12 protein-coding genes are annotated in these 14,443 nt (G+C 60.5%); 8 read left to right on the top strand and 4 right to left on the bottom strand.

The window, feature by feature from the left end; all coding sequences use genetic code 11:
* The coding region (locus tag QZR14_RS14430; RefSeq protein ID WP_311996933.1) for a retention module-containing protein at positions 1-1,172 on the bottom strand (1,172 nt) is incomplete at its 3' end.
* A 532-nt stretch (positions 1,173-1,704) separates the two neighbouring features.
* On the opposite strand from QZR14_RS14430, the gene QZR14_RS14425 reads away from it, so the two are divergent.
* The 3 genes from QZR14_RS14425 to QZR14_RS14415 all read left to right on the top strand — a co-directional run bounded on the left by QZR14_RS14425 (position 1,705) and on the right by QZR14_RS14415 (position 6,768).
* The gene (locus QZR14_RS14425; protein ID WP_007914523.1) at positions 1,705-3,063 is read left to right on the top strand and encodes a TolC family outer membrane protein; all 1,359 of its coding nucleotides are present in this window, start codon (positions 1,705-1,707) and stop codon (positions 3,061-3,063) included.
* A gap of 173 nt (positions 3,064-3,236) precedes the next feature.
* Positions 3,237-5,396, top strand: a complete 2,160-nt coding sequence (locus tag QZR14_RS14420) for a type I secretion system permease/ATPase (RefSeq protein WP_250603647.1) — start codon at positions 3,237-3,239, stop codon at positions 5,394-5,396.
* Between the two features lie 10 nt (positions 5,397-5,406).
* A complete protein-coding gene (locus tag QZR14_RS14415) occupies positions 5,407-6,768 on the top strand; it encodes an HlyD family type I secretion periplasmic adaptor subunit (protein ID WP_250603645.1) in 1,362 nt (453 codons plus the stop codon).
* Between the two features lie 144 nt (positions 6,769-6,912).
* On the opposite strand, the gene QZR14_RS14410 is transcribed toward QZR14_RS14415, so the two are convergent.
* Both QZR14_RS14410 and QZR14_RS14405 read right to left on the bottom strand, forming a co-directional pair.
* Positions 6,913-7,509 carry a tRNA-uridine aminocarboxypropyltransferase gene (locus QZR14_RS14410; protein ID WP_311996932.1) on the bottom strand — a complete coding sequence of 199 codons (597 nt, stop codon included), beginning with the start codon at positions 7,507-7,509 and terminating at the stop codon, positions 6,913-6,915.
* An 18-nt stretch (positions 7,510-7,527) separates the two neighbouring features.
* Positions 7,528-8,421, bottom strand: a complete 894-nt coding sequence (locus tag QZR14_RS14405) for a LysR family transcriptional regulator (protein WP_007956593.1) — start codon at positions 8,419-8,421, stop codon at positions 7,528-7,530.
* 396 nt (positions 8,422-8,817) lie between these two features.
* Between QZR14_RS14405 and speB the strand changes: the two genes are divergently transcribed.
* The 5 genes from speB to QZR14_RS14380 all read left to right on the top strand — a co-directional run bounded on the left by speB (position 8,818) and on the right by QZR14_RS14380 (position 14,122).
* Positions 8,818-9,768: an agmatinase gene (gene speB, locus QZR14_RS14400; protein ID WP_003222717.1), complete on the top strand. Its 951-nt coding sequence runs from the start codon at positions 8,818-8,820 to the stop codon at positions 9,766-9,768.
* Positions 9,769-9,778: 10 nt separating this feature from the next.
* On the top strand, positions 9,779-10,201 hold the full coding sequence (locus QZR14_RS14395) for a YybH family protein (protein ID WP_311996931.1): 423 nt from the start codon (positions 9,779-9,781) through the stop codon (positions 10,199-10,201).
* A 57-nt stretch (positions 10,202-10,258) separates the two neighbouring features.
* Positions 10,259-11,761, top strand: a complete 1,503-nt coding sequence (locus QZR14_RS14390) for a purine-cytosine permease family protein (RefSeq protein ID WP_311996930.1) — start codon at positions 10,259-10,261, stop codon at positions 11,759-11,761.
* 163 nt (positions 11,762-11,924) lie between these two features.
* The gene (locus tag QZR14_RS14385; RefSeq protein ID WP_311996929.1) at positions 11,925-13,304 is read left to right on the top strand and encodes a sodium:solute symporter; all 1,380 of its coding nucleotides are present in this window, start codon (positions 11,925-11,927) and stop codon (positions 13,302-13,304) included.
* Positions 13,305-13,390: 86 nt separating this feature from the next.
* Positions 13,391-14,122, top strand: a complete 732-nt coding sequence (locus QZR14_RS14380; RefSeq protein WP_311996928.1) for an MBL fold metallo-hydrolase — start codon at positions 13,391-13,393, stop codon at positions 14,120-14,122.
* Positions 14,123-14,200: 78 nt separating this feature from the next.
* Here the strand turns inward: QZR14_RS14380 and QZR14_RS14375 are convergent, their stop codons facing one another.
* Positions 14,201-14,329 (bottom strand): PA1414 family protein, encoded by a 129-nt coding sequence (locus tag QZR14_RS14375; RefSeq protein WP_007914492.1) that lies wholly within the window; start codon positions 14,327-14,329, stop codon positions 14,201-14,203.
* Between the last annotated feature and the right edge of the window lie 114 nt (positions 14,330-14,443).

Here is a 14,443-nt window from a genome sequence, read left to right as displayed (position 1 = left end):
TTGGTGTTCAGCGTGTAGGTGTACGTGCCGTCAGCATTCAGAACCAAGGTGCCGTAAGTGCCGGTGAACGTGCCCGGAGTTACCGGTCCGGTAGGGACGCGGTCAGCCCCTTGCACATCGTTGGTCAGCACGTTGCCGGTCAGGGTCAGCAGGGTTTCCGAGGCTGTACCGTTGGCGTCGTCAAACGCTTTCGGCACGTCGTCAGTGATATTGACGTCGAGCGTGCCCGTCGCGGTGTCGCCATTGCTGTCGCTGGCAATCACCGTGAACTGCTCGCTGAGGTTGTTCACGCCATCGCCGGCTGCGTGGCTTTCGTTGCCGTTGAGGGTGTAGCTGTAACTGACCACGCCCGTCGCCGGGTTGTAACCAGTGATGGTCAGGGTGTTGCCCAGTTGCGTGGTGATCGATTGCGGGAACCCGACCGCTACGCCGCCGTTGATCAGGTTGATGCCACCGATGCTCAGACTGGTCAAACCATCCGGCGCCGACACGGTGAAGCTGCCGCTTTGCGTCAGTGCTCCTGGATTGGCCGCCGAGCCGTCGGGCAGATTGGCTTCATTGACGTTCAGCTCGCCGCCAGCCACGTTCAGGCCGCTGAGGGTCACCGGATTGTTGACTGGAGGCGGCACAACGACTGCCGGGGTGTTGTCGCCGTTGTCGATCACCGCGTTACGACGTTCTTCGGGGAATTCAGGAATACCGCCGAACCCGGCGGTGGGGAAACCGATGATCGGGTCAACCCGGCCGCCGACTTCGGTCAGCAAGACAAAACTGTGGCCACCGCCCAGTTCACCTGGCGCACCGCCCGGAGCATTCGGGCCGGCCGCGGTGGCTTCAGCGGTTTTGCTCGGGTCTTCACCGGCGGCGATGGCTTTCTGGATCTGCTCGACGTCGGTGAGTTGCGCGTCGCTCGGGGTCACGGCCTCCGCAGCATTTACGTGTGCAGCCTGACCGGCCAACAGTTCACTGGTCATGGCCATGCTGCTGCCGCGTCCAAGGGTCAGTTCTTTGCCGTTGTCCAGCTTCACCGCCACCGCGCCTTCCGCGCCAGTGATCAGTTGATCGCCTGCAAACAAACGATCCCCCTCAACCAGTGCGCGTTTAATACCGTCGGCTGACTGGGCGAAAACCTGGCCAATGACTTTAGTGACTGTGCCGATGAGCGTTGCCATGTGAAATCCTCCGCTGCCGACCACCGTCGGCACTGGTAAGCGAAGCAGCCCATGGCTCAATCGGGTTGTCGGAGGTGACGCTCGCACCCTCGACAGTTCGTTTCGCAGGCGGCCTCTTTCGGAAACATCAGTGCTATCAAGCACTTCCACATCCTGATCAAAGCCATACGCCCACTAACGCTACGTAACGGTGGTGAATCACTCGAGTGACAAAAATCTGTCGCTCATCAGCCGCTACGCGTCCCTCCCCTTCAGCAGTACTTCGCCGTATGTCGCAAAGTGAGTGGAACTTTCCTCAAGCCTTTTTGCGCTCCCTAAAGCGCATAAAACAAAGGCTTTCATGCTGAACAATGTGCCGGTTTTTACAAAGCGCATAAGTTTTTTTCGGCATAAGCCTTATGAAAATTTTTTCTTAGCTACGCTTCAGGATGTTCTTAGCTCTGTTGTTACAAGAGTGAAACGCATACACCTAAAAATATCGTCAAATATTTGGCGACAGTAACACACCATCAGGACTCAGGGAGATGCACCCATGCGCGTTCTAACCCCCCTCTGCAGCGCGGTTTTGCTGGCCATGGCTTGCACTTCTCAAGCTCAGGCCATGAACCTCACCGAGGCGATTCAAAGCACCATCGCCACTCACCCGGAACTGGCCTCGCGCGTGGACGCCCGCCTGTCGGCAGATGAGCAAGTCAAAGTGGCCAAGGGCGGTTTCTATCCGTCCGTCGATCTGAACGCCGCGTATGGCCGTGGCTACAGCGACAACACCAACACCCGGGCCTTCGGTAATCACCACACCGAAATCCTCAATTACACCCAGTCCGAGCTGCGTTTGCGGCAAATGCTGTTCGACGGTTTCAACACCGCCAACGAGGTCGAGCGCACCAAAGGCGTGTCCAATTCGCGTGCGTACTACGCGCAGGGCACCGCTCAGGATCTGGCCTTGCGCACCATCGAGGTCTACCTCGAAGTGCTCAAACGCCGCGAGTTGGTGACGCTGGCGCGCAACAACCTGCAGGCGCACTTGCGGGTCAACGATCAGATCGGCCTGCGCACCGAGCGGGGTGTCGGCAGCACCGCCGACTCCGATCAATCGGTTGCGCGTAAAGCGCTGGCGCAGAACAACCTCGACACCGCCGAAGTCGATCTGTCTGACGCCGAAGCCAACTTCTACAGCGTGGTCGGACGCATGCCCGATGAACTGGAAACCCCGGCCTCGACCCGTGGCGAGTTGCCGACCGAACTGCGTGAAGCCCAGCAGAGCATGGTCGACAACAACCCGTATCTGAAATCCGCCCAGGCTGACGTGCAGTCGGCCGAGAGCCAGTACGAAGTCGCCAAATCGCCGTTCTACCCACGCTTCGATGCCGAAGCCGCCGTCGGCGCGAATAACAACGTGCAAGGCGATGAAGGCCACGACAACGAATGGCGGGTGGGCGTGGTGATGAACTACAACCTGTTCCGTGGCGGCAGCGACAAGGCGCGACTGGCCGCCAATGCCCACGACATCAATCAGGCCATGGACATCCGCAACAACGCCCTGCGTCAACTCAACGAGAACATTCGCCTGGCGTGGAACGCCATGGAAAACGCGAAGAAACAGACCCCGACCGCCCGCGAATACGCCGAAACCACCAAACGCGTGCGCGCCGCGTATCAGGATCAGTTCGGCCTCGGCCAGCGTACCCTGCTCGACTTGCTCGACAGCGAAAACGAGCTCTACAACGCCAACCGTCGTTACACCGAAATCCGCTACACCGAGGAATATTCGATGTACCGCGTGCTGGCGAACATGGGCCAGTTGCTGAGCAAGCAACGGGTGGTGCTGCCGGCTGATGCGATTGCGGCGACCGAAGTGAAGAACGAAGCGCGCCTGCCCGAGCTGAAATAACCAACTCCCTGTAGGAGCTGCCGCGGGCTGCGATCTTTTGACGTTGTTTTTTACGATCAAGATCAAAAGATCGCAGCCTGCGGCAGCTCCTACACGTGATTGGGGTGATAGACGATCAAGCGTTCCGTTCAGTTTTGTGTAGCCAGTGCCACCGTTTCAGGGGAGCGATCAATATGACCAGCATGGAACCCGGCAACATCGGGGTCGATCCGCGGCTGAGCTTCGATGATCCGTTACTCGACGGTCTGTTGATCCTTTGCAAACTGCATGGCGCGACGGTCAGCCGTGCCAGCCTGAGTGCCGGGCTGCCGCTGAACAAACAGCGTCTGAGCCTCGACCTGCTGCCCCGCGCTGCCGCCCGCGCCGGATTGCAGGCACGGATTCTGCGGCGTGAGCTGAAAGACATCTCGCCGCTCAACCTGCCGATTCTGCTGCTGCTCAACGACGGCCGCACCGCCGTATTGCGGCGTTTCGGCGATGACGGCAAAGCGCTGATCCTGCCCAGCGAAGCCGATGGCGGCGAACAATGGATCAGCCGTGAAGAGCTCGCCGAGCATTACAGCGGCCAGGCTCTGTTTGCGCGTCCGCGCCACGAACTCGAAGACCTGCGCTCGCCGCTGGTGCCACGGGTGCATGCATGGTTTCGCGACACCCTGAAGCTGTCGAAATGGCTCTACAGCGATGCGATTCTCGCCAGTTTCCTGATCAATCTTTTAGGCCTGATGGTGCCGCTGTTCGTCATGCAGACCTACGATCGCGTGGTGCCGAATCAGGCCACGTCGACCCTGTGGGTGCTGTCGATCGGGCTGTTGATCGGCACTGGGTTTGAACTGGTGTTGCGGGTGGTGCGTGCGCACCTGCTCGACACTGCCGGCAAGAAAACCGACGTGATCCTTTCCGCGACTTTATTCGAACGCATCACCGGCATGTCGATGAAGGCGCGGCCGGCAACCATCGGTGGTTTCGCCCAGAGCATTCATGACTTCCAGGGCCTGCGTGAATTTCTCACAGCGGTAACCCTGACCAGCCTGATCGACCTGCCCTTCGTGGTGCTGATGCTGGTGGTCATCGGCCTGCTCGGCGGCTGGCTGGTGGTGATTCCGCTGCTGGCGTTTCCGATCACTATCATCTTCGCCATGGCGATTCAGGTGCGCCTGCGCGACACCGTGCAGAAAAGCCTGAGCCTCGGCGCTGAACGCCAGGCAGTGCTGATCGAAACCCTCGGCGGTCTGGAAACCCTCAAGGCCTGCAGCGCCGAAAGCGAGCGCCAGCACAAATGGGAAAGCACCCACGGCGCCCTCACCCGTCTCGACAGCCATGCGCGCAACTTATCCGCGCTGGCCACCAACGGCACGTTATTCATTCAACAGTTTTCCGGAATGGCGACGATTGTTGCCGGGGTCTACAGCATCATCGCCGGCAACCTCAGCGTCGGTGCGCTGGTCGCCAGCTACATGCTCGGCAGCCGTGTACTCGCGCCGCTGGGGCAGATTGCCGGGCTGATCACCCGCTATCAGCAAGCGCAACTGACCATGAAAAGCACCGACGCGCTGATGGCGCTGCCGCAAGAGCGCGACGGCAAACAGCGGCCGCTGGAGCGCACGCAGTTGCAAGGCGCGCTCGACGTCAACGGCGTGACCTTTCATTACAACGGCCAGAATGCCCCGGCGCTGAGCAATGTCAGCTTCAGCCTGAAACCCGGTGAACGGGTCGGCATCATCGGTCGCAGCGGTTCGGGCAAAAGCACCTTGGCGCGTCTGGTCATGGGCTTCTATGAACCCGAGGAGGGCCAACTGCTGCTCGACGGCCTCGACCTGCGCCAACTCGATGTCGCTGACCTGCGCCAGCAGATCGGCTACGTCGCCCACGACCTGCCGCTGCTGGCCGGCAGCCTGCGCGACAACCTGACCCTCGGCGCACGTTACATCAGCGATTCGCGGATGCTCGAAGTCGCCGAACTGACCGGCGTTACGGAACTCGCTCGTCAGCATCCGCAAGGCTTTGATCGGCCAGTAGGTGAACGCGGGCAATTGCTTTCTGGCGGCCAACGCCAGGCGGTGTTGCTGGCGCGCTCCTTGTTGCTCGACCCGCCGATCATGCTGCTCGACGAACCCACCAGTGCCATGGACAACAGCAGCGAAGACCAATTGCGGCAAAAGCTGCATGGCTGGGTGCAAGGCAAGACACTGCTGCTGGTCACCCACCGCACCTCGATGCTGAGTCTGGTGGATCGGCTGCTGGTGCTGGACAACGGGCGGGTCGTCGCCGACGGTCCGAAAGAAGCGGTCATCGATGCACTGCGCAAGGGCCGTGTCGGCTCGGCGGCGGTCTAGGAGTTGCCCCATGTCTGCTTCCTCCGATAGCAAATCGCGCGGCTACTTCGACAGCTTCGGCAGAAGCGCCGAAGCCGAGTTCATGCCGGAAACCGCCGGTGCTTCCTTGCAGGATTCACCGCGCTGGTCGCGCATCACTGTGTGGCTGGCGGCGGCGCTGCTGATCAGCGCGGTGGTCTGGGCCAGGTTTGCCGTGCTCGAAGAAGTGACCATGGGCGAAGGCAAGGCGATTCCGTCGAGCAAGATTCAGGTGATCCAGAACCTTGAGGGCGGGATCGTCACCGAGATCTTTGTGCGCGAAGGACAAATGGTGAACAAGGGCGACACATTGCTGCGTCTGGATGACACGCGCTTTCGCTCGAACAAGGGCGAGAGCGAGGCCGATCGTTACGCCTTGACGGCGCAGGTCGAGCGGCTGTCGGCGGAGGCCGAGGGCCGGCCGTTCAAGCTCTCCGATGAAGTCATCGCCAAGGCGCCGCAAGTCGCCGAAGACGAGCGGTCGCTGTACGAACAGCGCCAACGTCGGTTGGCCAGCGAGCAGCGCACGCTTAGCGAACAACTGCGGCAGAAAACGCAGGAACTGGCGGAGTTTCGCTCCAAACAGGGCCAGTTCAGTTCCAGCCTGGCGCTGTTGCAGCAAGAGATGAACATGTCCGAGCCACTGGTCAAAACCGGTGCGGTGTCACCCGTGGAAATCCTCCGGCTCAAACGCAGTGCGGTAGAAATCCGAGGCTCTTTGAACGCGACGACGCTGGCCATTCCCCGCGCCGAATCGGCGATTGCCGAGATCCGCAGCAAGATCGACGAGTCGGAGCAAACCTTCCGCTCCGAGGCGGCGAAAGAGCTGAATGAGAAACGCACCGATCTGTCGAAAATCACCGCCACCAGCATCGCCATCGACGACCGCGTCACCCGCACCACGGTGACCTCACCGGTGCATGGGGTGATCAAGCAATTGAAGGTCAACACCATCGGCGGCGTGGTGCAACCGGGCAGCGACATGGTTGAAATCGTGCCGTTGGAAGACAACCTGCTGATTGAGGCCAAGGTGCGGCCGCAGGATGTTGCGTTCCTGCATCCGGGCCAGAAAGCCATGGTCAAGTTCAGTGCTTACGACTACACGATTTATGGCGGGCTGAGTGCCAAGCTTGAGTTGATCGGTGCGGACACGATTACCGATGACAAGGGCAACAGCTTCTACCTGATTCAGGTGCGCACCGATAAAAACCATTTGGGCGGAGATGTGAAACCGCTGCTGATCATCCCGGGGATGGTGGCGACGGTGGACATTATTACCGGGGAGAAAAGTGTGCTGGATTACTTGCTGAAACCGGTGCTTAAAGCCCGGACCGAGGCGATGCGCGAACGCTAGAGATATCCGGATTTTGTGGTGAATTGACTGGCCCCATCGCTGGCAAGCCAGCTCCCACAGTGTCCGTGTCGGCCACAAAACCTGTGAACACCTCAGAACCTGTGGGAGCTGGCTTGCCAGCGATGAGGCCAGCAAGAACACCGACTATTTTTCAGCATGATTACGCTGAAACGTCTCCTCGCCCATCGCCGCAATCTGCCCCTCGATCAACGCTTCGAACGGCTTGAGCAACGGCTCGAATGACGCCGGAGCCTCCAGTGTCTGCAACGCCTGCACAATCGCCTCAATCGTCGACAACGCCCCCGGCCCCGGCGCCTTGCGCAACCGATAGCGCGACACCCCGCCCTCGGCCAGCGTCACCCGCGGCAACGCCGCCAGCAGCGGATTGAGGTGGAGCATCTTGCGCGCTTTGCGCCACGTACCGTCCGGCACCACCAGCAACAGCGGTTCATCGGACTCGTCGTAAGCCTGCATCGGTTGGGCATCGTCCGCCGGGAACAACAACCGAGCCCGATACCCCGGGCGGTTCAACAGGGTCGGCAAATCCTCGAATACCTCACCGACAATCAGCTCGGCACTGCGTAAACCCAGCGCCGCCAGCCGCGCGGTATTCAACGCATGGTTAACCTCGCTCGGATGCTGCAACAGCAACACCCGCGTGCGGCTGTCGAGGTTCGGGATCAGCGGGCACAGGCAATGGGTTTGGGGGCGCAGGCAGCGCGGGCATTGGGGTCTGGACATACTTCTTGTTCCTGCAAGCTAAGCCTGATTGAGCTGAGCTTTGAGCAAATCGCGGAAGGTCTGGATCAGCGGTTCACGGCTACGACCGCGACGCATGATCATCGAAAACGGCGCCTGATAACCGAAGGTCGCCGGCAGCAACACGCGCAAATCGCCCTTGTCGGCCCACGCCTGAGCATAGTGCTCCGGCAAATAACCGATGTAGGCGCCGGACAGCACCAGAATCAGCTGCGCCTCCATACTTTCCACGGTGGCGGCGCTGTGCTTGAAGCCGTGGCGGGCCAGTTCCGCCTGACTCCAGTAACCACGCCCGACCATGCGTTGCTGGGTGATGACTTGCTCGGGAATGCGCCGCTCGTTGAACAACGGATGGCGGCTGCTGCAATACAACCAGTGCTGCTCGCGGTACAGCGGCATGTACACCAGACCGCTCATGCGCGTGGAAAACGCACCGATGGCCAGATCGAGACGATTGTCCTGCACGCCGAGTTGCAGTTCGTACGGGCTCATCACCGACAAATGCAAATGCACCGCCGGGTGTTCCTGACTGTAGGCACCAATGGCTTCGGCGAACGGCAGAGCCTTGTCGCTGACCGTGGAGTCGATCACGCCGAGGTTGAGCGTGCCGCGCAGTTCGCCCTTGAGCGCTGCCGCGTATTGCTCGAAACCTTCGAGCTCGGCGAGCAGGCGCAGGGTTTCCTGATGGAACAGCTCACCCTTGCTGGTCAGGCTGAACCCACCGCGGCCGCGATGGCACAGCACCAGACCGAGCGCGGCTTCAAGCTGGCTCATGTAGGTGCTGATCGCCGAAGTCGACAGGTTGAGTTCCTGCTGCGCATTGGCGAAACCCTGATGCCGGACCACGCTGACGAAGATGCGCAACAGTTTCAGGTCGGGTAAAGCGTTGGCCATTTCTACTCCGGGCTTTGCAACTGTGTGTCTGTGGGAAAACCCCCTCACCCCAGCCCTCTCCCGGAGGGAGAGGGAGCTGATCTCCATGGCTTTCAAATCCTGAGTTCGACTCGATTTTTCAGGTCGATGTAGATTCCGCCAACAACTCGGTCGGCCCCCTCTCCCTCTGGGAGAGGGCTGGGGTGAGGGGCGGCAATGTTCAGCCAGGCAAGAATCCCAAGACCGCAAAGTCTAATCCCAGCCCCGCCATTAGTTTAGAAAAATCTGAACTAAGTTTTTGCCCGTAGCGATTCTTTCCCCTCACTACATTTCGCATCATCGGCCCCACAGCGGCGTCCGAACCCGTGCTCAACGGCGCGCCGACATAAATAAAACAAAGACGATGAGGCCTTACCCGTGGACAAGATTCTTCACCAACCACTGGGCGGCAACGAAATGCCGCGCTTCGGCGGCATCGCCACCATGCTCCGACTCCCCCATGTACCGACCGCTGCCGGCCTGGACGCTGCCTTCGTTGGCGTGCCACTGGATATCGGTACTTCGCTGCGCCCCGGCACCCGCTTCGGGCCTCGCGACATCCGCACCGAATCGGTGATGATCCGCCCGTACAACATGGCCACTGGCGCTGCGCCGTTCGACTCGCTGTCGGTCGCCGACATCGGTGACGTGGCAATCAACACTTTCAACCTGCTCGACGCCGTACGCATCATCGAAGAAGCCTACGACAACATTCTCGAGCACAACGTGATCCCGATGACCCTGGGTGGCGACCACACCATCACCTTGCCGATCCTGCGCGCGATCCATAAAAAGCACGGCAAGGTCGGTCTGGTGCACATCGATGCCCACGCTGACGTCAACGATCACATGTTCGGCGAGAAGATTGCCCACGGCACCACTTTCCGTCGCGCCGTCGAAGAAGGCCTTCTGGACTGCGACCGCGTGGTGCAAATTGGTCTGCGCGCGCAGGGTTACACCGCTGACGACTTCAACTGGAGCCGCGATCAGGGCTTCCGCGTGGTTCAGGCCGAAGAGTGCTGGCACAAGTCGCTGGCACCGCTAATGGCCGAAGTGCGCGAAAAAGTTGGTGGCGGTCCGGTGTACCTGAGTTTCGACATCGACGGCATCGATCCAGCCTGGGCGCCTGGCACCGGCACCCCGGAAATCGGTGGTCTGACGACCATTCAGGCGATTGAGATCGTCCGTGGCTGCCAGGGCCTCGACCTGATCGGTTGCGATCTGGTAGAAGTCTCGCCCGCTTATGACACCACCGGCAACACCTCGCTGCTGGCCGCCAACCTGCTGTACGAAATGCTCTGCGTACTACCTGGCGTGGTCCATCGCTGAGGATCGGGTCATGAACGAACGTGATCAGGTTTTGCGAGCGGCCGCCGAACTGGTGGACGCCTTCGCCCGTAACGATCGCGAAGCTTACTTCGGCGCGTTCAGCGCCGATGCGAGTTTCGTTTTCTACACCCTCGAACAGCCACTGCTGTCGCGCGATGCCTATCAGGCCTTGTGGGACCGCTGGCGCGCCGAGGATGGCTTCGAGGTGCTTGCGTGCACCTCGAGCAACGCCTTCGTCAGCCTGCAAGGTGATGTGGCGATTTTCATCCATGACGTGGCCACCGAGCTGCGCATGCAAGGGGAGCAACACTTCAGCCAGGAGCGCGAGACGATTGTGTTCAAGAAACACGCGTCGAGCCTAGAACAACAAGGCCTTTGGCTGGCCTGTCACGAACATTTGTCCGCAATGCCGGAAGGGCTGCCATCCCCTTAGCCAAAACAGGTGACGCCTCACGCACGATGAGGCGCGCCTTTATGATCGGAGCAGATCATGAATAACAACAACAACGACCAAAGCCTTACGCAGATTGAAACCCACGGGGTCGAACAGATCCCGGACCACGAACGAACCGCAGGCCCGACGGACTTGTTCCGGATGATCTTCGGTGGTTCGAACACCTTTGCCACCGCCGTGCTCGGCAGTTTCCCGGTTTTGTTTGGCCTGTCTTTTCAGGCTGGCGTCTGGGCGATTGTGCTGGGCGTGCTGCTCGGCTCGCTGATCCTCGCACCGATGGGCCTGTTCGGCCCGCTCAACGGCACCAACAATGCCGTGTCGTCCGGTGCGCACTTCGGCGTGCACGGGCGGATCGTCGGTTCGTTCCTGTCGCTGTTGACCGCTATCGCGTTTTTCTCGCTCTCGGTGTGGAGTTCGGGCGATGCGCTGATCGGCGGTGCAAAACGCCTGATCGGTCTGCCGGAAACCGACCTGACCCTGGGCCTGGCCTACGGTCTGTTCGCGATTCTGGTGCTGACCGTGTGCATCTACGGCTTCCGCTTTTTGCTGTGGGTGAACAAGATCGCGGTGTGGAGCGCCAGCCTGTTGTTCCTGCTGGGGATCTTCGCCTTCGCCGGTCCGTTCGACGTCAACTACGCCGGTACGGTGAACCTCGGTCAGCCGGGCTTCTGGGCGGCGTTCATCGGTGCTGCGCTGGTGGCGATGAGCAACCCGATTTCCTTCGGTGCGTTCCTCGGCGACTGGTCGCGCTACATCCCGCGTGAAACCTCCAAGCAACGCATCATGGCGGCCGTGGTGCTGTCGCAGATTGCCACGTTCATCCCGTTCCTGTTCGGCCTGACCACCGCGACCATCGTCGCGATCAAGGCACCGGACTACATCGCGGCGAACAACTACGTGGGCGGTTTGCTGGCGGTGTCGCCGAGCTGGTTCTTCCTGCCGGTGTGCCTGATTGCGGTGATCGGCGGCATGTCCACCGGCACCACTTCGCTGTATGGCACTGGGCTGGACATGTCCAGCGTGTTCCCGCGAGTTCTCTCGCGAGTGAAAGCGACACTGCTGATCGGCGTGCTGTCGATTGCCTTCATCTTCATCGGGCGCTTTGCGGCGAACCTGGTGCAGAGCGTGTCGACCTTCGCCGTGCTGATCATCACCTGCACCACGCCGTGGATGGTGATCATGATCATCGGCCTGTTGGTACGTCGCGGCTTCTACTGCCCGGATGACCTGCAAGTGTTCACCCGTGGCGAACAGGGCGGACGCTACTGGTTCAGCCACGGCTGGAACTGGCGCGGCCTGGGGGCGTGGATTCCGAGTGCGGCAGTCGGCTTGTGCTTTGTGAATCTGCCGGGGCAGTTCGTTGGCCCGCTGGGTGAAATGGCCGGCGGCATCGACATCAGTTTGCCGGTGACATTAGGCCTGGCTTCGGTGGTGTACCTGACGCTGCTGAGCCTGTTCCCGGAACCGCGCGAAGTGTTCGGCCCCAAGGATGCCCGGCGTGAAGCCGCAGTAAAACCTCAACTGCGTCAGGCCGCCTGACGCCGATCCCCTGTGGGAGCGAGCCTGCTCGCGAAAGCAATCTTTCAGTCACTTCTTCGTTGAATGTGCTGACGCCTTCGCGAGCAGGCTCGCTCCCACAAAGGGCAGCTACACCGAACCAAATTTGTTTCACCATAAAAAAGACAATCGGAGACACGCCATCATGGCTTTGGATTTATTCGTCGTCCTCATCTACGCCGCCGGCATGCTCTTGCTCGGCTACTTCGGCATGCGCAAGGCCAAGACCAACGAGGACTTTCTCGTTGCCGGTCGGAACCTCGGCCCGAGCCTGTACATGGGCACCATGGCCGCGACCGTGCTTGGTGGCGCGTCCACCGTCGGCACTGTACGTCTGGGCTACGTGCACGGCATCTCCGGTTTCTGGCTGTGCGCGGCACTCGGTTGCGGCATCGTTGCGCTGAACCTGTTCCTCGCCAAACCGCTGTTGAAACTGAAGATCTACACCGTTACCCAAGTCCTGGAAAAACGCTACAACCCGATGGCCCGCTCGGCGAGCGCGGCAATCATGCTGGCCTACGCACTGATGATCGGCGTGACCTCGATCCTGGCGATCGGCACCGTGCTGCAAGTGCTGTTTGACCTGCCATTCTGGGTTTCGGTACTCGTCGGTGGTGGCGTGGTGGTGATCTACTCGGCGATCGGCGGCATGTGGTCGCTGACCCTGACTGACATCGTCCAGTTCATCATCAAGACTGTGGGCCTGATGTTCATCCTGTTGCCGATCTGCCTGTACCGCGTCGGCGGTTGGGACGAGCTGGTGCTGAAACTGCCGGCGACCGCCTTCAGCTTCACCACGATCGGCTGGGACACGATCATCACCTACTTCATGATCTACTTCTTCGGCATCCTGATCGGTCAGGACATCTGGCAACGGGTGTTCACCGTCAAGACTGCCAAAGTCGCGCAATACGCCGGCAGCCTCGCGGGCATCTACTGCATCGTCTACGGCCTGGCCTGCGCGCTGATCGGCATGGCCGCGCACGTGCTGATCCCGGATCTGGACAACGTCAACAACGCCTTCGCCGCCATCGTCAAACTGTCGCTGCCGGACGGCATCCGGGGTCTGGTGATCGCTGCGGCACTCGCGGCAATGATGTCCACCGCCAGCGCCGGCCTGCTCGCCGCTGCCACCACGCTGACTGAAGACCTGCTGCCGAAATTGCGTGGCGGCAAACAGTCGAGCCTGGGCGTCAACCGCCTGTTCACCCTGCTGACCGGTGTCGTGGTGCTGGGTATCGCGCTGGTGGTGAATGATGTAATCAGCGCCCTGACCCTCGCCTACAACCTGTTGGTGGGCGGCATGCTGGTTCCGCTGATCGGTGCGATTTTCTGGAAACGCGCGACCACCGCAGGCGCTATCGCCAGCATGGGCCTGGGCTTCGCCACGGCACTGCTGTTCATGTTCAAGGACGGTCTGGATGCGAACACGCCGATCTACTACAGCCTGGCGGTGGGTCTGGTGAGTTTTGTGGTGGTCAGCCTGGTCTCCCCTCGCCCGGCGACCGTGGCCAGTGCCATCTAAGCTTTGATGTAACGGCTTGATGCTTTCTTCGACGGGTGTGGCGTCGGTTGCCACACCCGTTTTTTTACGCCTGGAGAAAAGTGCTGATGAAAATAGTTTCTCGTGATCAGTGGTTTGAAGTGCAGCACCTGAGTGACGGCATTCGGCTGATTCATGAGCCGTATATCCGCCCGTTCTACCGCTGCAACCTGTGGCACGTTCAGGGCCGCGACAAAGATCTGCTGCTGGACAGCGGTTCGGGGCTGGTCAGCCTGCGCGAACAATTGCCGTGGATCACCGAGCGACCGTTGGTGGCAGTGGCCAGTCATTGCCATTTCGACCATATCGCCGGGCATCACGAATTTGCTGAACGGCTGGTGCATCCGGCCGAAGCGGACATTCTGGCCGCGCCGGATGGCGAAAACGATTTGAGCCGCGCTTTCGTCGGCGACGACATGTTCGAAGCGCATCCGGATTGCCCATTGTGCTACGCCGAATACCGGGTCAAAGCCGCGCCGGCCACCGGGTTTGTCGAGGACGGTGATGTGCTGGATCTGGGCAACCGCACGCTGCAAGTGCTGCACACGCCGGGGCATTCACCGGGCGGGATCAGCCTGTATGAAGCGGCGACTGAGACCCTGTTCAGCGGCGACATCATCTACGACGGGCCGCTGATCGAAGACGCCTACCACTCTGATCTGCAGGATTACGCCAGCAGTCTGAGGCGTTTGCAGGCGTTGCCGATCCGCACGGTGCATGGCGGGCATTTCGGCAGTTTTTCCGGCGCGCATTTGCGCTCCATGATTGACGAGTGGTTGCGCGGCCAAGACCGCGAATGACTTGAGTCGGTTTTTACTGGAGATTTCACGGCGCTGAAAACGCAAAAGATCGCAGCCTTTGATCTCGGATCGGGGGCGTTACCGGCGCCGTTGTTGACGGCGGCGTTGCTCGTCATCGGTGCGGATCGGTACAGGTTGCAGAGGCGGTTCGATCAAGCCGAGGGCAACACCCAAGTCGTGCAGCCAGTTTTGAATTTTCTCTTTCATCGTCGTGCCCCCTTCAGGGTGGTGCTGAGCGGCCGGAATTCTGAGGCCGCTTCGCACTGATAATAGTCCGAAGTCCTACGCAATGCTCGGCCAAATCCGCAATGATCTGTTACT

It is taken from the genome of Pseudomonas sp. rhizo66 (assembly GCF_031931925.1).
In the GTDB taxonomy this organism is placed as follows: Bacteria; Pseudomonadota; Gammaproteobacteria; order Pseudomonadales; family Pseudomonadaceae; genus Aquipseudomonas.
This window is presented reverse-complemented; position numbering and strand designations above follow the sequence as displayed.